Annotated in this window: 21 protein-coding genes; 20 read left to right on the top strand and 1 reads right to left on the bottom strand. The window is 41.6% G+C overall.

All coding sequences use genetic code 11. The annotated features are described in order from the left end of the window. The first annotated feature begins 110 nt into the window (after window positions 1-110). Complete coding sequence (gene brnQ / locus I6G42_RS04640; RefSeq protein ID WP_038804881.1) at window positions 111-1,436, top strand: branched-chain amino acid transport system II carrier protein; 1,326 nt, start codon at window positions 111-113, stop codon at window positions 1,434-1,436. A 51-nt stretch (window positions 1,437-1,487) separates the two neighbouring features. On the opposite strand, the gene I6G42_RS04645 is transcribed toward brnQ, so the two are convergent. Continuing rightward, the gene (locus I6G42_RS04645; RefSeq protein WP_038804882.1) at window positions 1,488-2,039 is read right to left on the bottom strand and encodes a DUF1307 domain-containing protein; all 552 of its coding nucleotides are present in this window, start codon (window positions 2,037-2,039) and stop codon (window positions 1,488-1,490) included. A gap of 138 nt (window positions 2,040-2,177) precedes the next feature. On the opposite strand from I6G42_RS04645, the gene I6G42_RS04650 reads away from it, so the two are divergent. From I6G42_RS04650 to I6G42_RS04740, 19 genes are all read left to right on the top strand, one after another. Further along, complete coding sequence (locus I6G42_RS04650; protein WP_038805623.1) at window positions 2,178-3,215, top strand: M42 family metallopeptidase; 1,038 nt, start codon at window positions 2,178-2,180, stop codon at window positions 3,213-3,215. A 1-nt stretch (window position 3,216) separates the two neighbouring features. After that, the gene (locus I6G42_RS04655; protein WP_038804884.1) at window positions 3,217-3,678 is read left to right on the top strand and encodes an HIT family protein; all 462 of its coding nucleotides are present in this window, start codon (window positions 3,217-3,219) and stop codon (window positions 3,676-3,678) included. A gap of 14 nt (window positions 3,679-3,692) precedes the next feature. Next, on the top strand, window positions 3,693-4,409 hold the full coding sequence (gene ldcB / locus I6G42_RS04660; protein WP_038804885.1) for an LD-carboxypeptidase LdcB/DacB: 717 nt from the start codon (window positions 3,693-3,695) through the stop codon (window positions 4,407-4,409). 122 nt (window positions 4,410-4,531) lie between these two features. After that, window positions 4,532-4,957, top strand: coding sequence for a 50S ribosomal protein L11 (gene rplK, locus I6G42_RS04665; protein WP_001085808.1), 426 nt, complete (start codon window positions 4,532-4,534; stop codon window positions 4,955-4,957). A gap of 96 nt (window positions 4,958-5,053) precedes the next feature. Further along, window positions 5,054-5,743, top strand: a complete 690-nt coding sequence (gene rplA / locus I6G42_RS04670) for a 50S ribosomal protein L1 (protein WP_038804886.1) — start codon at window positions 5,054-5,056, stop codon at window positions 5,741-5,743. Between the two features lie 73 nt (window positions 5,744-5,816). Continuing rightward, complete coding sequence (locus I6G42_RS04675; protein ID WP_038804887.1) at window positions 5,817-6,254, top strand: GNAT family N-acetyltransferase; 438 nt, start codon at window positions 5,817-5,819, stop codon at window positions 6,252-6,254. Between the two features lie 119 nt (window positions 6,255-6,373). Then, the gene (locus tag I6G42_RS04680) at window positions 6,374-6,886 is read left to right on the top strand and encodes an adenine phosphoribosyltransferase (RefSeq protein WP_038804888.1); all 513 of its coding nucleotides are present in this window, start codon (window positions 6,374-6,376) and stop codon (window positions 6,884-6,886) included. 181 nt (window positions 6,887-7,067) lie between these two features. Beyond that, entirely contained in the window at window positions 7,068-8,012 is a 945-nt protein-coding gene (metA, locus tag I6G42_RS04685) for a homoserine O-acetyltransferase MetA (protein ID WP_038804889.1), read from the top strand. Window positions 8,013-8,020: 8 nt separating this feature from the next. After that, window positions 8,021-8,698 carry a DnaD domain-containing protein gene (locus I6G42_RS04690; protein WP_038804890.1) on the top strand — a complete coding sequence of 226 codons (678 nt, stop codon included), beginning with the start codon at window positions 8,021-8,023 and terminating at the stop codon, window positions 8,696-8,698. A gap of 96 nt (window positions 8,699-8,794) precedes the next feature. Beyond that, window positions 8,795-9,553: a triose-phosphate isomerase gene (gene tpiA, locus I6G42_RS04695; protein ID WP_038804892.1), complete on the top strand. Its 759-nt coding sequence runs from the start codon at window positions 8,795-8,797 to the stop codon at window positions 9,551-9,553. 178 nt (window positions 9,554-9,731) lie between these two features. Continuing rightward, window positions 9,732-11,468, top strand: a complete 1,737-nt coding sequence (locus I6G42_RS04700; RefSeq protein ID WP_038804893.1) for an ABC transporter ATP-binding protein — start codon at window positions 9,732-9,734, stop codon at window positions 11,466-11,468. An 8-nt stretch (window positions 11,469-11,476) separates the two neighbouring features. Further along, a complete protein-coding gene (locus I6G42_RS04705) occupies window positions 11,477-13,258 on the top strand; it encodes an ABC transporter ATP-binding protein (protein ID WP_038804894.1) in 1,782 nt (593 codons plus the stop codon). Window positions 13,259-13,406: 148 nt separating this feature from the next. Further along, window positions 13,407-13,925: a Dps family protein gene (locus I6G42_RS04710; protein WP_038804896.1), complete on the top strand. Its 519-nt coding sequence runs from the start codon at window positions 13,407-13,409 to the stop codon at window positions 13,923-13,925. Between the two features lie 209 nt (window positions 13,926-14,134). After that, complete coding sequence (locus I6G42_RS04715; protein ID WP_001061600.1) at window positions 14,135-14,473, top strand: zinc ribbon domain-containing protein YjdM; 339 nt, start codon at window positions 14,135-14,137, stop codon at window positions 14,471-14,473. Window positions 14,474-14,475: 2 nt separating this feature from the next. Next, window positions 14,476-15,099 carry a Pr6Pr family membrane protein gene (locus I6G42_RS04720; protein ID WP_038804898.1) on the top strand — a complete coding sequence of 208 codons (624 nt, stop codon included), beginning with the start codon at window positions 14,476-14,478 and terminating at the stop codon, window positions 15,097-15,099. Window positions 15,100-15,211: 112 nt separating this feature from the next. Next, window positions 15,212-16,363 (top strand): MFS transporter, encoded by a 1,152-nt coding sequence (locus I6G42_RS04725; RefSeq protein WP_038804899.1) that lies wholly within the window; start codon window positions 15,212-15,214, stop codon window positions 16,361-16,363. A gap of 96 nt (window positions 16,364-16,459) precedes the next feature. Next, window positions 16,460-17,209 (top strand): tRNA pseudouridine(38-40) synthase TruA, encoded by a 750-nt coding sequence (truA, locus tag I6G42_RS04730; RefSeq protein WP_038804900.1) that lies wholly within the window; start codon window positions 16,460-16,462, stop codon window positions 17,207-17,209. After that, complete coding sequence (locus tag I6G42_RS04735) at window positions 17,199-17,972, top strand: bifunctional hydroxymethylpyrimidine kinase/phosphomethylpyrimidine kinase (RefSeq protein WP_038804901.1); 774 nt, start codon at window positions 17,199-17,201, stop codon at window positions 17,970-17,972. Before truA ends, I6G42_RS04735 begins: the two co-directional genes overlap by 11 nt. Beyond that, a complete protein-coding gene (locus I6G42_RS04740; protein WP_038804903.1) occupies window positions 17,950-18,411 on the top strand; it encodes an ECF transporter S component in 462 nt (153 codons plus the stop codon). The genes I6G42_RS04735 and I6G42_RS04740 overlap by 23 nt, the downstream gene beginning before the upstream one ends. The last annotated feature ends 20 nt before the right edge of the window (window positions 18,412-18,431 follow it).

The raw sequence follows: 18,431 nt of genomic DNA on the forward strand, positions 1-18,431 counted from the left end.
CTTATTTTTAAAAATATTGAAAACATTCAATGATTAATTTTGGATACTTTTTTCAGAGTCTTAATCATGGTATACTAGGTCAGTATTTTAGAAATATGAAGGAGATTTTTATGGCTAAAAAAGGTGCCCTAACAGGCTTGCTCCTGTTTGGAATATTTTTTGGTGCGGGAAACTTGATTTTTCCACCTTCTCTAGGTGCCCTATCTGGAGAACAGTTTCTTCCTGCCATCGCAGGTTTTGTCTTTTCAGGTGTCGGTATTGCCGTCTTGACACTTATTATTGGAACTCTAAACCCTAAAGGATACATTCACGAGATTTCTAAGAAAATCTCACCTTGGTTTGCAACGCTTTATCTTGCAGTTCTCTATCTATCGATTGGTCCCTTCTTTGCTATTCCGCGTACAGCTACAACAGCTTACGAAGTTGGGATTAGCCCCCTCTTGTCTGAAGCAAATAAAGGTCTAGGATTGATTATCTTTACTGTGCTGTATTTTGCAACAGCCTATCTGATTTCACTCAATCCATCAAAGATTTTGGATCGAATCGGACGTATCTTAACGCCAGTTTTTGCCTTGTTGATCGTTATCTTGGTTGTACTAGGTGCCTTCAAATATGGTGGAACAAGCCCTCAAGCGGCTTCAGATGCTTATCAAGCTTCTGCCTTTGGTACAGGTTTCCTAGAAGGGTATAACACCTTAGATGCCCTTGCCTCAGTGGCCTTCAGCGTAATCGCTGTTCAAACCTTGAAACAACTTGGATTCTCCAGTAAGAAAGAATACATTTCAACTATTTGGGTGGTTGGTATCGTTGTAGCTCTTGCCTTTAGCGCTCTTTACATTGGTTTAGGTTTCCTTGGAAATCATTTCCCAGTACCAGCAGAAGCGATGAAGGGTGGAACACCAGGTGTTTATATCTTGTCACAAGCAACTCAGGAAATCTTTGGTTCAACAGCTCAACTCTTCCTTGCTGTTATGGTAACTGTAACCTGCTTCACAACGACAGTTGGCTTGATTGTGTCGACAGCCGAGTTCTTTAACGGTCGTTTCCCACAAATCAGCTACAAGGTCTATGCCACTGCCTTTACCTTGATTGGGTTTGCTATTGCAAATCTTGGTCTTGATGCAATCATTAAGTATTCAGTGCCAGTACTGGTAATCTTGTACCCAATCACCATCGCCATTGTGATGATCGTGATTGTTAATAAGTTTGTTACTCTATCAAAACCGGGCATGCAGTTAACAATTGCAGTCGTTACAGCTATTGCTCTTGCAAGCGTCCTTGGCAGTTCCTTTAAGATTGAGTTTCTAGCAAATCTCGTCAATGCTCTTCCGTTTGCAGCTGCCTCTCTACCATGGTTGGTGCCAGCTATTATTGGAATTTTGCTTTCCTTGGTTTTACCAAACAAGCAAGAAAGCGATGTTTTTGAAATGGAATAAAAAAATCCTTGGCTTGAGCCAAGGATTTTTGCCTATATTAACTTTGGAGGATTAGTTAGTTTCTTCAGTAAATCCCATTGTCTCTAGTCCATTTTTAGAGATTGAGAAACTGACACGATTTCCAATACCAGGATATTCTTCAGGGAGTGCTTTTCTAAGTTCGTCAAGGCTTGCAGTTGAGAAATCAACTTCGAGATCTTGAACAACTTTTCCATCTTTGATTTCAATGGTTTGTTTAACACCTTTTAGCCCGTAATAACCTTTATAGGTATCCTCGAGTGTACTCTTGACCTCTTCTGGAGTTGCACCAAGGATTTCAGGATCTGCAACATTCTGAGCGGTTTGCTTGGTAACATTGTCGCCTTCTACAGTATAAACCAAGGTAGAAGTGATTCCAGGATTGCTTTTGTTGACAAAAGTATGTGTCTTGGCTGTTTCTTTCTTCTCAGAAGATTGCTCAGTGCTTTGTTTGCTCTCACTTGACTGAGTTGTTGTGTCTTCTTTAGAACTGCTGTTTGCAGGTGTTGATGCTTGTTTGGAACATCCGAGCAGGAGGACAAGTGAAGCCACAAGGGCTAGTGATACTTTAAAGTATGATTTCATATCTATTACTTTCCTTTCATAATCAAAGTATTTGTATTATAACATGGATCTATAGTGAAAGCAACTAAACACAGTTTTTCTCCTTTTGAGAAGGAGTCTGACTAGAAAAATGTTATAATGGTAGGAAGAGGTGAAGAAATGAATCAAACTGTAAACTATATCAAAGAATTAACCGCTATTGCATCTCCGACGGGTTTTACTCGTGAGATTTCAGACTATCTAGTCCATACTTTAGAGAAACTTGGCTACCAGCCAGTTCGTACAGCCAAGGGTGGTGTCAATGTGACCATTAAAGGTCAAAATGATGACCAACAGCGCTATGTGACTGCCCATGTGGATACGCTGGGTGCTATTGTTCGTGCAGTCAAACCGGATGGCCGTCTCAAATTAGATCGTATCGGTGGTTTCCCTTGGAACATGATTGAAGGGGAGAACTGTACGGTTCATGTGGCTAGCACAGGTCAAAAGGTATCTGGAACCATCCTCATTCACCAGACTTCTTGTCATGTCTACAAGGATGCAGGAACTGCAGAACGCACACAGGACAATATAGAAGTGCGTTTGGACGAAAAAGTAACCAATGAAAAGGAAACGCGCGCCTTGGGCATCGAGGTTGGCGACTTTATCAGTTTTGACCCGCGAACTGTCGTGACAGAGACTGGTTTTATCAAGTCTCGTCACTTGGATGACAAGGTCAGCGCAGCAATTTTGCTCAATCTTCTTCGTGTTTATAAGGAAGAGGGGATTGCATTGCCAGTAACAACTCATTTTGCTTTTTCAGTCTTCGAAGAGGTGGGCCACGGTGCTAACTCCAATATTCCAACTCAAGTGGTGGAATATCTAGCTGTAGATATGGGAGCTATGGGCGATGACCAGCAGACGGATGAGTATACAGTGTCTATCTGTGTCAAGGACGCTTCAGGTCCCTATCACTATGACTTCCGTCAACACTTGGTAGCTTTGGCGAAGGAGCAAGATATTCCATTTAAGCTCGACATCTATCCATTTTACGGATCGGACGCTTCGGCAGCTATGTCAGCAGGAGCAGAGGTCAAACACGCCCTCCTTGGAGCTGGTATTGAATCCAGTCACTCTTACGAACGAACACACATTGATTCTGTCGTGGCGACTGAGCGTATGGTCGATGCTTATCTCAAGAGCACCTTGGTAGACTAATATGTGCTTGATTTGTCAAAGAATTGAATGGATCAAGGCAGGGGAAAATCCCTACTTTGTAAAAGAACTAGAGACAGGCTATGTTGTTATTGGAGACCACCAATACTTTAAGGGCTATACCTTGTTTTTAGCAAAAGAGCATGTCACAGAACTCCACCATATGGAGACTTCTGTAAAACTTCGTTTTCTAGAGGAAATGAGTTTGGTCCAAGAAGCTGTCGCCAAAACGTTTAAAGCTGAAAAGATGAATATTGAACTCCTAGGAAATGGAGATGCCCACGCTCACTGGCACCTCTTTCCAAGACGATCAGGTGATATGAGGGGTCATGGATTGAATGGCCGTGGTCCAGTCTGGTGGGTGCCATGGGAAGAAATGGCGGCAGAAGATTGCCAAGTGAAATCCCATGAGTTGGAACAAATGATTAAAGCCTTATCCGATGAATTAGAGAAGCACTTGGTATAAGAGAGGAAGAAAAAATGAAAAAAAGATACATCGTTTTATCTGGTTTACTGGCAGTAACCCTAGCAGCATGTTCTCAAGAAAAACCTAAAAATGAAGACAGTGCTCAAAAGACGGAGCAAACTAGTCAACCTGAGGGAACTGTAGGGAGCAAATCTCAAGCCTCTAGTCAGAAAAAGGCAGAAGTTGTGAATAAGGGAGACCACTATAGTATACAAGGAAAATACGATGAAATCGTCGTAGCTAATAAGCACTATCCTTTGTCAAAAGACTACAATCCAGGAGAAAATCCAACAGCTAAAGCAGAGTTGCTGAAACTCATTGCAGCAATGCAAGCAGCTGGCTACCCAATCAGCGATCACTACAGCGGTTTTAGAAGTTATGAAACTCAAACCAAGCTTTATCAAGACTATGTGAATCAAGATGGTAAAGAAGAGGCAGATCGCTACTCAGCTCGCCCTGGATACAGTGAACACCAAACAGGTCTTGCTTTTGATTTGATTGGGACTAATGGAGAATTGGTAACAGAAGAAAAAGCAGCTCAGTGGCTCTTGGACCACGCAGCTGACTATGGTTTTGTTGTTCGCTATCTCAAAGGCAAGGAAAAAGAGACTGGCTACATGGCGGAAGAATGGCATCTTCGCTACGTTGGAAAAGAAGCCAAAGAAATTGCTGCAAGTGGTCTTAGTTTGGAAGAATACTATGGCTTTGAAGGCGGAGATTATGTCGATTAAAAAAGAAATTTTTCTCTTGCATTTTTAGATAAATAGTGTATAATGGAAAGGTATGCGTAAAGCATACTTGTGGGAGGTAAAAATCTCTAATTACCGCCAAAACCACAAAGGAGGATTTAAAAATGGCTAAAAAAGTCGAAAAACTTGTAAAATTGCAAATCCCTGCTGGTAAAGCTACACCAGCTCCACCAGTTGGACCTGCTCTTGGTCAAGCTGGTATCAACATCATGGGATTCACAAAAGAGTTCAACGCTCGTACAGCTGACCAAGCTGGTATGATCATTCCAGTTGTTATCTCAGTATACGAAGACAAATCATTTACTTTCGTTACAAAAACACCACCAGCTGCTGTTCTTTTGAAAAAAGCTGCAGGTGTTGAAAAAGGATCAGGTACACCTAACAAAACTAAAGTTGCTACAGTTACTCGTGCACAAGTACAAGAAATTGCAGAAACTAAGATGCCAGATTTGAACGCAGCAAACATTGAGTCTGCAATGCGTATGATCGAAGGTACTGCTCGTTCTATGGGATTCACTGTTGTTGACTAATCAATAACACCCCAATATAACCCGCAAGACTTCATCATTTCGAGAAGTGACGTGGGAGATGAAAATCGATTGAACCACTTACAAGGAGAATAGAAAATGGCTAAAAAAAGCAAACAACTTCGTACTGCTCTTGAGAAAATCGACAGCACAAAAGCATACAGTGTAGAAGAAGCTGTAGCACTTGCAAAAGAAACTAACTTTGCAAAATTTGACGCAACTGTAGAAGTTGCTTACAACTTGAACATCGACGTTAAAAAAGCTGACCAACAAATCCGTGGCGCAATGGTATTGCCAAACGGTACTGGTAAAACTTCACGCGTTCTTGTTTTTGCACGTGGTGCAAAAGCTGAAGAAGCAAAAGCTGCTGGTGCAGACTTCGTTGGTGAAGATGACCTTGTTGCGAAAATCAACGACGGTTGGTTGGACTTCGACGTAGTTATCGCTACACCTGACATGATGGCTCTTGTTGGACGTCTTGGACGTGTCCTTGGACCACGTAACTTGATGCCAAACCCTAAAACTGGTACTGTAACAATGGATGTTGCTAAAGCAGTTGAAGAGTCTAAAGGTGGTAAAATTACTTACCGTGCTGACCGTGCAGGTAACGTTCAAGCAATCATCGGTAAAGTATCATTTGAAGCTGAAAAATTGGTTGAAAACTTTAAAGCTTTCAACGAAACAATCCAAAAAGCAAAACCAGCTACAGCTAAAGGAACTTACGTAACAAACTTGACAATCACAACTACTCAAGGTGTTGGTATCAAGGTTGACGTGAACTCACTTTAATTAACTAGAATCTCTGGCTTCGGTCAGAGTTTTTTTATTCAAATCTATCAACAAAGGATTGGAGGAAATAAAAGTGTTGAGAGAAGCTGTACAGGAGGATTTATTTGAGTTATTAAATCTCTACCTGTCCTTACATGAGAAAGAGCTCCCAGAAGATAACCTTCATTTGCAACAAGTATGGAGTGAGATGATTTCTGACCAGCGCCATCATGTTATCGTGAAGGAGGTGGAAGGAAGAATAGCCTCCTCCTGTATTTGTGTCATTATTCCCAATTTGACAAGAGGTGTGAGACCCTATGCTTTGATTGAAAATGTGGTGACTAGAGAAGAAGATAGAGGGAAGGGCTATGCAAGCGCCTGTCTTGAATATGCTAAACAAATAGCTAAAGAAGAAAATTGTTATAAGATGATGCTCCTGACAGGTTCTAAAAATGAAAGTACTCAGAATTTTTATAAAGGAGCTGGTTATAATAGTGAAGATAAAACAGCCTATATTCAATGGTTGGATTAAAGCTTGAATCTTAAATCAACAGGACGAAATCATGGATTAGCAAATAAAAATCTTCTATTTCTTCTTTCACGGAAAATATGGTATAATAGAGAGTAAAAAACTTTGAAAGAAAGAAAAAGATGAATTTAAAAGATTATATCGCAACGATTGAAAATTATCCCAAGGAAGGCATCACCTTCCGTGATATCAGCCCATTGATGGCAGATGGTAATGCCTATAGTTATGCTGTTCGTGAAATCGTTCAGTATGCAACGGACAAGAAAATCGACATGATCGTGGGACCAGAAGCCCGTGGTTTTATCGTTGGCTGTCCAGTTGCCTTTGAGTTGGGGATTGGATTTGCTCCTGTTCGTAAACCAGGGAAATTGCCACGTGAAGTCATTTCTGCTGACTATGAGAAAGAGTACGGTATTGATACCTTGACCATGCATGCTGATGCGATTAAGCCATGCCAGCGTGTTCTCATCGTAGATGATCTTTTGGCAACAGGTGGAACTGTCAAGGCAACGATTGAGATGATTGAAAGACTTGGTGGAGTTGTAGCCGGTTGTGCTTTCTTGATTGAGTTGGATGAGCTTAAAGGCCGTGAAACAATCGGAGATTACGATTACAAGGTACTTATGCATTATTAATGAAAAACAGTCCTTGGGGCTGTTTTCTCTTCATCTGCTATATAAACAAACTATAGCTAGTTAGAGAAAAACTATAATTGAAAACTATATCTTCTTGCAGTATAATAAAAGGACTAAGTGTTTGAGATTTGACTTCAAACACATTCAATTATTTCTAAAAGAGTACAGTTAGGAGAAGGTTATGCCGATTAGAATTGATAAAAAATTGCTAGCTGTTGAGATTTTACGGACAGAGAATATCTTTGTCATGGATGATCAACGTGCGGCCCACCAAGATATCCGTCCCTTGAAAATTTTGATTTTAAACCTAATGCCCAAAAAAGTGGTCACAGAGACCCAGTTGTTACGGCATTTAGCAAATACTCCTTTGCAATTGGACATAGACTTTCTCTATATGGAGAGCCACCGTTCCAAGACGACTCGTGCAGAGCATATGGAGACTTTTTATAAAACTTTTCCTGAAGTCAAGGACGAGTATTTTGATGGGATGATTATCACAGGGGCTCCGATTGAGCATTTACCATTTGAGGAAGTGGACTATTGGGAGGAATTCAGTCAGGTGCTTGAGTGGTCCAAGACCCATGTCTATTCGACCCTTCATATCTGCTGGGGTGCCCAAGCAGGTCTTTATGCTCGCTATGGAGTTGATAAACACCAGATGGAGCAGAAATTGTCAGGCATTTACCCGCAGGATACCTTGAAAGAGGGCCATCTTCTCTTTCGTGGTTTTGATGATAGCTATGTAGCTCCCCATTCTCGTTATACAGAAATCTATAAGGAAGAGATATTAGGAAAAACCAATCTGGAAATCCTCTCTGAGGGAGAACAAGTCGGCGTTTCTATTTTAGCCAGTCGGGATCTTCGTGAGATTTATAGTTTTGGTCATTTAGAATATGACCGTGATACTCTAGCAAAAGAGTATTTTCGTGATTGTGAGGCAGGACTTAATCCTCACATTCCAGAGAATTACTTCAAAAATGATGATGTGAATGAGAAACCGTGTCTTTGTTGGTCTTCATCAGCTGCCCTCTTTTTCAGTAATTGGGTTAACTATGCTGTCTATCAGGAAACTCCTTTTGACTGGAAAAAGGTAGAGGATGACGCAGCTTCATTTGGATATTTATAAGAGGAATTATGACATATTTTGACGCTTTTAAATCAGGGAACTTGGTTTTGCCAAGTGCCCTGCTCTTGCATTTTAAGGAACTCTTTCCTTCCAGTGATGATTTTCTCGTCTGGCAATTTTTTTATCTGCAAAATACATCTGCTTTGGATGAGCTATCGCCAAGCCAAATTGCAGAAACTATTGGAAAAGAACTTGCAGATGTCAACCAATCCATTTCAAACTTGACTGAAAATGGGCTACTACAATATCGAACCATTGAACTAAATGGGGAGATTGAACTCATTTTTGATGCTAGTTTGGCTTTTGAACGCTTGGATAGCTTGTTGAACAGCCAGACTCCAGCTGCAACTGCCCCAAACCCGCAAAATCAACTCAAGGATCTGGTTGAGACATTTCAGCAGGAATTGGGACGCTTGTTAACGCCATTTGAAATCGAAGATCTTTCTAAGACTGTCAAAGAAGACGGAATTAAGGCGGATTTGATCAAGGAAGCTCTCCGAGAGGCCGTTCTCAATGGTAAACCAAACTGGAAATATATTCAGGCCATCCTTCGGAATTGGCGCCATGAAGGCATCCAGTCTGTGGCTCAGGTAGAGGTCAAACGAGCAGAGAGAGAAGCAAATAATCCTAAACAAGTTCAGGCTTCGGCTGATTTCCTTGATGCCATGAATTTGTGGCAAGAGTAGCCGATTGAAAAATCTTGTAAATTAGAGTAAGATTTGCAAGCTCCTTATAAATATGATAAAATAATAGAAAATAAAATGAAAAAAGAGGTATGTGAAATGTCACGTAAACCATTTATCGCTGGTAACTGGAAAATGAACAAAAATCCAGAAGAAGCAAAAGCATTCGTTGAAGCCGTTGCCTCAAAACTTCCTTCATCAGACCTTGTTGAAGCAGGTATCGCAGCTCCAGCTCTTGATTTGACAACTGTTCTTGCTGCTGCTAAAGGTTCAAACCTTAAAGTTGCTGCTCAAAACTGCTACTTTGAAAATGCAGGTGCTTTCACTGGTGAAACAAGCCCACAAGTTTTGAAAGCAATCGGTACTGACTACGTTGTTATCGGTCACTCAGAACGCCGTGACTACTTCCATGAAACTGACGAAGATATCAACAAAAAAGCAAAAGCAATCTTTGCAAACGGTATGCTTCCAATCATCTGTTGTGGTGAGTCACTTGAAACTTACGAAGCTGGTAAAGCTGCTGAATTCGTAGGTGCTCAAGTATCTGTTGCATTGGCTGGATTGACAGCTGAACAAGTTGCTGCATCAGTTATCGCTTATGAGCCAATCTGGGCAATCGGTACTGGTAAATCAGCTTCACAAGACGACGCACAAAAAATGTGTAAAGTTGTTCGTGACGTTGTAGCTGCCGACTTTGGTCAAGAAGTTGCGGACAAAGTTCGTGTTCAATATGGTGGTTCAGTTAAACCTGAAAACGTTGCTTCATACATGGCTTGCCCAGACGTTGACGGTGCCCTTGTTGGTGGTGCGTCACTTGAAGCTGAAAGCTTCTTGGCATTGCTTGATTTTGTAAAATAATCTAGTTTTTTCCAGACAGACAGTCAAAAGTACCAGGTGACTTTGACTGCCTGTCTTGTTTTTACTTGGAGTATTCTTGTGAAAGAGGAATTTTTCCGACTAGGGAAGTTCCTTAGGGAAGGAAAGGCGTGCGGATGCGCGCTCTTTTCTGTATCAAAAGGTTATGAAAGGGGGAGTTATGCTCTATATTTGGTCTTATTTGAAAAAATATCCCAAGTGGTTATTCTTGGATTTCTTTGGAGCTATTTTCTTTGTTATCGTCAATCTTGGACTGCCAACTGTTCTGGCTCGGATGATTGATGAAGGTGTGAATAAAGGGAATGAACAGCAATTGTATATTTGGGCCGCAATCATGCTGATGATTATCCTATGTGGAACCTTGGGGCGTATAGTCTTAGCCTACGCTGCTAGTAAGCTAACGACCAATATGGTCAAGGATATGAGAGATGATCTCTATGCCAAATTACAAGAGTATTCTCATCATGAATATGAAAAGATAGGAGTATCTTCACTGGTTACTCGTATTACCAGTGATGCCTTTGTTCTTATGCAGTTTGCAGAACAGACCTTAAAACTGGGTGTCATCACTCCCATGATGATGCTGTCTAGTATTTTAATGATCTTTTTGACCAGCCCGTCATTAGCTTGGATAGTGGCTTTTGCAGTACCTTTCTTAGCCGTGGTGGTCATTTATGTAGCGGTCAAGACTCGACCATTATCAGAGAAACAGCAGGCTACCTTAGATAAGATAAATCAATATGCTCGTGAAAATCTAATGGGACTCCGTGTCATTCGTGCCTTTGCTCGTGAGGAGTTTCAAGAGGAACGCTTTGCAGGACAAAATGCGGTCTATGCAGCTAATTCCAATCGTCTGTTTAAACTAACCGGTCTGACAGAACCCTTGTTTGTTCAGATTATCATTGCCATGATTGTGGCTATTGTCTGGTTCGCTCTGGATCCTGTCAAACAGGGTAGTTTGCAAATTGGGGATCTAGTAGCCTTTATCGAATATAGTTTCCACGCTCTCTTGTCCTTCCTTTTCCTATCCAATCTCTTCACCATGTACCCTCGTACAGCCGTTTCGAGTGAACGTTTGAAAGAAGTCATGGATATGCCGATTTCTATTGATCCAAATGAAGGAGGCGTTAGAGAGACAGCAACCCACGGCTATTTGGAATTTGAAAATGTCACCTTTGCCTATCCCGGTGAGACGGAAAATCCTGTTTTGCACAACATTTCTTTCAGCGCTAAACCAGGTGAAACCATTGCCTTTATCGGATCGACCGGATCTGGTAAATCCTCTCTTGTGCAATTGATTCCTCGTTTTTACGATGTCACGCTTGGGAAAATCAAAGTTGATGGTATCGATGTGAGAGATTATCGCCTCAAGTCTCTCCGTCAAAAGATTGGATTTATCCCGCAGAAGGCCTTGCTCTTTACAGGAACTATCGCTGAGAATATTCGCTATGGGAAGGAAGATGCTAGTCACAAAGATTTACATCAGGCAGCGGACGTGGCGCAAGCCAAAGATTTTATCGAAAGCCGAGAAGAAGGCTTTGCGACCCATCTAGCTGAAGGCGGAAGCAACCTTTCTGGAGGACAGAAACAACGCCTCTCAATTGCCCGAGCGGTTATAAAGAATCCGGATATCTATATTTTTGACGATTCCTTCTCAGCCTTGGATTATCGCACGGATGCTATTTTACGCCGTCGTCTCAAGGAAGTAACACAGAATGCTACAGTTTTAATTGTCGCTCAACGTGTCGGAACCATCATGGATGCGGACCAGATTATCGTTCTTGATAAAGGGGAAATCGTGGGTCGCGGTCGACATGAGGAATTGATGGAAACCAATGATATCTATCGTGAGATTGCTGAGTCGCAGTTGAAAAATGCATCGCTAACAGAAGAATAGGAGGAAATATGAAAACACAATCTAGTTTGGCTCGTTTGTGGAGCTATTTGAAAGCCTACCGTTTTTCTGTCTTTTTTGCAGTCTTTCTAAAAGTTTTGAGTGTGGTCATGAGTGTCTTGGAGCCTTTTGTCTTGGGGCTGGCCATTACGGAGTTGACAAAAAACCTCTTAGATATGGCTAAGGGCCTTTCAGGTGCTAGTATCAATACTGGCTACATCGGAACGGTTTTAATCATTTACCTCTTTAGAGGTCTCTTGTATGAACTTGGGTCTTATTATTCCAACTATTTCATGACTAATGCGGTCCAGTCCATGACCCAAGATCTGCGAAATGAAATGACTGAAAAAATCAATCGTATCCCTGTATCTTTCTTTGACAAACACCAATTTGGTGATTTATTGGGACGCTTTACCAGTGACGTTGAGACAGTATCCAACGCTCTTCAACAGTCTTTTCTCCAAATTGTCAATGCCGTTTTGACGATTGTCCTCGTGATGGGAATGGTTTTATACTTGAACTTCCAACTGGCCCTTGTAGTGATTCTATCCATCCCAGTGACTTATTTCGGTGCCAGAAGTATCTTGAAACGTTCTCAGCCTTATTTTAAAGAACAGGCGGCTATTTTAGGACGGATGAATGGCTATGTGCAGGAAAATCTTACAGGTTTTAATGTTTTGAAACTCTATGGTCGTGAGGAAACTTCTCATAAAGAGTTTTCTGAGATTACGGACGACCTCCAACGTGTTGGCTTTAAAGCTAGCTTTATCTCTGGACTCATGATGCCAGCCCTTCATGTCGTATCAGACTTGACCTATCTGATCGTTGCAGTTCTTGGTGGTTTGCAGGTTATTGCAGGTCGTTTGACAGTAGGGAATATGCAGGCTTTTGTTCAGTATGTCTGGCAGGTTAGCCAGCCTATCCAAAACATCACACAACTTGCGGGTCAAATGCAAAGTGCCAAGTCTTCGTTAGACCGCATCTTCGATATCTTAGATGAGACAGAGGAAGTCAAGGGAGAAGAACTCGAAATCCTTGAACCCTTAACAGGTCAGGTGACCTTCCAACATGTTGACTTCCAGTATGTTGAAAACAAACCATTGATTCGAGACTTTAATCTAGAAGTTCAACCGGGAGAGATGGTGGCGATTGTTGGTCCTACTGGAGCTGGTAAGACGACCTTGATCAATCTACTCATGCGTTTTTATGATGTTACAGCAGGTGCAATCTTGGTTGACGGCCAGGATATTCGCCAGTTGTCACGACAAGACTACCGCCGTCAGTTTGGGATGGTCTTGCAGGATGCTTGGCTCTATGAAGGGACTATCAAAGAAAATCTACGTTTTGGAAATCTTGACGCCAGTGATGAAGAAATAATAGAAGCTGCCAAAGCAGCAAATGTAGACCACTTTATTCGAACTCTTCCTGGTGGTTACAACATGGAGATGAATCAAGAGTCCAGTAATATTTCCCTTGGGCAAAAACAACTCTTGACCATCGCGCGTGCTCTCCTAGCCAATCCTAAAATTCTCATTCTGGATGAAGCGACTTCCTCAGTTGATACCCGTTTGGAACTCTTGATTCAAAAAGCTATGAAACGCTTGATGAAGGGAAGAACCAGCTTTGTCATCGCCCATCGTCTTTCGACCATTCAAGAAGCGGACAAAATTCTCGTTCTTAAGGATGGACAGATTATTGAGCAGGGAAACCATGAAAGCTTGCTCCAAGCAAAAGGCTTTTATTATAATCTTTATCAAAGCCAATTTTCGAGCAAATCTGATCAAGTCAGCTAATAAAATAAAGCTAAATTTTTCTTAAATTATCAGTCAATTACAACTTTTTTAATATGAGTTAATTTCCTTGCTTTTGTATACCAGGAGTAGTATACTTAGGTAGTAATCAATAAATTGGTTACAAAAATAATATTACGAGGTGAGAAAAATGGTTGAATTGAAAAAAGATGCATTAAAAGACGTAACAACATTATCTAAAACAGCGCCAGTAGCATTGGCAAAAACAAAGGAAGTATTGAACCAAGCAGTAGCGGACTTGTATGTGGCTCACATTGCCCTTCACCAAGTTCATTGGTATATGCGTGGCCGTGGCTTCCTGGTATGGCATCCAAAAATGGATGAATATATGGACAGTCTTGATGGCTATCTTGACGAAATCAGCGAACGTTTGATTACTCTTGGTGGCAAACCTTACTCAACTTTGACAGAGTTCCTTCAACACAGTGAAATTGAAGAAGAAGAAGGAGAATTCCGTAACGTTGAAGAAAGCTTGGAACGTGTTCTAGCGATTTATCGCTACCTCATCGCTCTTTTCCAAAAAGCTTTGGATGTGACTGATGAAGAAGGCGATGATGTTACAAACGATATCTTTGTTGGTGCTAAGGCTGAACTTGAGAAAACCGTTTGGATGCTTGCAGCAGAACTTGGACAAGCTCCTGGTTTGTAAAATATAGTTGCTACCCCTTTTATCATGAGGTGCCTGATAAGTGCCCATGACCAATCATCTTTTAAAAGTCATGTAACTATAAACAGTTGCATGATTTTTTTGTTTGCTGGACTTAGGACACATTGTCAAAAGTAGGATTTTACGGTATAATAGTTGCTGTTCAATAACATATGAATTTTAAAGAATAATTGTTAGTTTAAGGAGGACTTATGAACAACTTACCAAATTGCCCAAAATGTAATTCAGAATATGTCTACGAAGATGGAAGTCTCTTGGTCTGCCCAGAGTGTGCCTATGAATGGAATCCTGCTGAAGTTGCAGAAGTAGAAGAAGGTGTTGTTGCTATCGATGCTAATGGAAATAAATTGGCTGATGGTGATACTGTAACCCTCATCAAGGATTTGAAAGTAAAAGGAGCACCTAAGGATTTGAAACAAGGAACTCGTGTCAAAAATATTCGTATCGTAGAAGGTGACCACAACATCGACTGCAAGATTGATGGTTTTGGAGCTATGAAACTCAAGTCAGAATTTGTTAAGAAAATCTAGCCATGAAACTGAATTATAAATTTATCTTTTATAGTCGTGTGCTCTTGTTTTTAGCGGCATTTACAGGGGTTTATTTAGAAATTACCAAGCACGGTGGCTTTGGTATGCTCCTTTACTACACAGTGTTGTCCAATCTTTTGGTAACGATTTTCACGGGCTATCTGCTCCGTGTGATGAGCCGTTCAGGTGAAAATTGGCAACGTCTGACCTTGCTTCGTCTCAAGGGTGGTGTTACCATGAGTATCATGATTACCTGTGTGATTTACCATTTTATGCTTGCTCCGATCGCGACAGACTTTTACCGTGTGGAAAATTTCCTTTGCCACTATATCGTTCCACTCTGGTTTTTAGCCGATACCCTCTTCTTCGATAAACAGGGTCAATACAAGATCTGGGATCCAGTCTTGTGGACCATATTGCCCTTGGTTTATATGATTTTTGCCTTGTTCAATGGCTTGGTCTTAAAACTCAATATTCCGAATTCCAAGGACAATCCCTTCCCATATTTCTTTTTAAATGTGAACAAGGGTTGGGACGTGGTCATCAAATGGTGTTTGATCATTTTTGCGGCGTATATGGTTGCAGGATTTATCTTCTATCTGATCAAGCAAATCAAGCGAAAATAGTCTTCCTATTAGGAAAGTTAGGACGGAGTCTCTAGTTCAATCGGGCTCCTTCTTTTCTTGCCATCTTCCTTTTAAAAGGATCAACAGTGAGAAATATACAGAAAGAAAATTCATGAAACAATATTTAGAACGGGCTAGTATTTTGGCCCTCTCCCTCGTTTTGATTACTTCCTTTTCCATCTCGAGTGCTCTACCAGCCATGTTTGACTATTATCAGGGCTATCCCAAAGAACAAATCGAGCTCTTGGTCAGCCTTCCTTCTTTTGGAATCATGATCATGCTGATTTTAAATGGATTTTTGGAACGTTTGTTTCCTGAGCGTCTTCAGATTAGTTTAGGGCTTCTCATCCTCTCTATTGGTGGAACAGCCCCCTTCTGGTATCAGGATTATAACTTTGTCTTTGCGATGCGAATTTTATTTGGTTTGGGTGTGGGGATGATCAATGCCAAGGCCATTTCTATTATCAGTGAACGCTATCATGGAAAGACACGAATCCAGATGCTGGGGCTCCGCGGATCGGCAGAAGTTGTCGGGGCATCGATTTTGACTCTAGTGGTAGGTCAACTCTTATCCCTGGGATGGACAGTGACCTTCTTGGCCTACAGTGCGGGATTTTTAGTATTGATCCTTTATCTGCTCTTTGTCCCTTATGGGAAAGAAAAGAAAGAAACAAAGAAAAAAGAGGCCGAAACGACTCGTTTGACGGGACAGATGAAGGGCTTAATTTTTCTATTGGCTGTCGAAGCAGCAGTTGTTGTCTGCACCAATACAGCTATCACCATTCGTATCCCTAGTTTGATGGTGGAAAGAGGCCTCGGGGATGCTCAATTATCTAGTTTTGTTCTTAGTGTCATGCAGCTGATTGGGATTGTGGCTGGTGTGAGTTTTTCTTTCTTGATTTCTCTCTTTAAAGAAAGATTGCTCCTTTGGTCAGGCATTACCTTTGGATTGGGGCAGATTGTGATTGCCTTGTCTCCGTCATTGGGTATGATGGTAGTAGGAAGTATTGTGGCAGGTTTTTCTTATAGTGTGGCCTTGACCACTGTCTTTCAGCTTCTTTCTGAAAGAATTCCAGCTAACCTCCTTAATCAGGCAACATCTTTTGCAGTGTTAGGATGTAGCTTTGGGGCCTTTACGACCCCATTCGTCCTGGGAGCTGTCGGTATGGTCACTCAAAACGGGATGCTGGTCTTCACCATTCTAGGATGCTGGTTAATAGTGACTTCCGTATTTGTCATGGTTTCTCTTCGAAAGAAAGCTTAGGATTGATTTCCTAAGTTTTTCTTTTTCATTTTTGTCCCCAGACAATTCTCTTTCTTTAAACTTGTTTGTACTATTATTTCCTGATAAAATAGACACATGACAAGATATAAAGCAATCATTTCCTATGACGGTTACGCTTTTGCTGGATTTCAGTGTCAGCCCCATGCGCGGAGCGTTCAGGAGGAAATCGAAAAAACGTTAACGAGGCTGAATAAAGGACAAGCCATCACTGTTCACGGTGCTGGTAGGACTGATAGTGGGGTTCATGCCCTGGGACAGGTTATCCATTTTGACCTGCCTTATCAAATGAATGAGGAAAAACTCCGTTTTGCTTTGGATACCCAGTCCCCTGAAGATATTAATGTGATTTCGATTGAGCTTGTGGCGGATGATTTTCATTGCCGTTATGCCAAGCATAGCAAGACCTATGAGTTTATCGTGGATAGGGGGCGTCCCAAAAATCCTATGCGCCGTCACTATGCCACTCACTTTCCTTATCCACTCGATGTGGAACGGATGCAGATGGCAATCAAAAAGCTAGAGGGAACCCATGATTTCACCGGTTTTACAGCCTCTGGTACCAGTGTAGAGGACAAGGTTCGTACCATTACAGAAGCCAGTCTTAGTGTTGATGAGACAGGGCAGTTTTTAACCTTTACCTTTTCAGGAAATGGCTTCTTGTATAAGCAGATTCGCAATATGGTGGGGACACTGCTCAAAATCGGAAATAATCGAATGCCAGTTGAGCAGATTGACTTGATTTTGGAGAAGAAGGACAGGCAGCTTGCAGGTCCAACGGCTGCACCGAATGGCTTGTATTTAAAGGAGATTCGTTATGAAGAATAATCGTATTTTAGCCCTTTCTGGGAATGATATTTTTAGTGGCGGTGGATTGTCAGCTGATCTTGCCACCTATACCTTAAACGGCTTGCATGGCTTTGTAGCAGTGACTTGTTTGACGGCCTTGACCGAAAAGGGTTTTGAAGTCTTTCCAACAGATGACGTCATTTTTCAACATGAATTAGATAGTTTGCGTGACGTGGATTTTGCGGGAATCAAAATTGGTCTTCTCCCTACTGTCAGTGTGGCTGAGAAAGCCTTGGATTTTATCAAGCAACGTTCAGGAGTGCCTGTGGTGTTAGACCCTGTCTTGGTCTGCAAGGAAACGCACGACGTGGCAGTCAGTGAACTCTGCCAAGAATTGATCCGCTTTTTTCCTCATGTCAGTGTGATTACGCCAAATCTTCCAGAGGCAGAATTATTAGCTGATCAAGAGATTAAAACCTTGGAAGATATGAAAACTGCATCGCAGAAATTGCATGATTTAGGAGCGCCAGCAGTTATTATTAAGGGAGGCAATCGCCTCAGTCAGGACAAGGCAGTGGATGTCTTTTATGATGGACAAACTTTCACTGTTCTAGAAAACCCAGTCATTCAAGGCCAAAATGCTGGTGCAGGATGTACCTTTGCCTCAAGCATCGCCAGTCACTTGGTTAAAGGGGATGAACTTTTACCAGCAGTAGAGAGCTCGAAAGCTTTCGTTTACCGTGCTATTGCACAAGCAGATCAATATGGAGTAAGACAATATGAAGCAAACCAAAACAACTAAAATCGCCCTTATATCCCTCTTAACCGCCCTTTCTGTGGTTCTAGGTTATTACTTGAAAATTGGAACGGCAACAGGAATATTGACTCTCTTGGACGCAGGTATTTTCTTTACTGCCTTTTACTTTGGCAGTAAAGAAGGAGCTGTCGTTGGAGGACTAGCAGCTTTTCTGCTTGACCTTTTATCAGGCTTTCCACAATGGATGTTCTTTAGCTTGGTAAACCATGGCTTGCAAGGATTTTTTGCAGGTTTTAAAGGGAAGTGGCAATGGCTAGGCCTTGTCTTGGCTACTATCGTCATGGTAAGTGGCTATGCTCTGGGCTCAACTTTGATGAATGGCTGGGCAGCAGCCCTACCAGAAATCCTACCAAACTTCCTGCAAAATATCGTGGGAATGGTTGTGGGGTTTGTGCTTAGTCAGAGTATTAAGAAAATTAAGTAAAGCGGCTGGAGAAAAGTTTT

This window comes from Streptococcus oralis (genome assembly GCF_016028255.1).
Taxonomy (GTDB): Bacteria; Bacillota; Bacilli; order Lactobacillales; family Streptococcaceae; genus Streptococcus; species Streptococcus oralis_AC.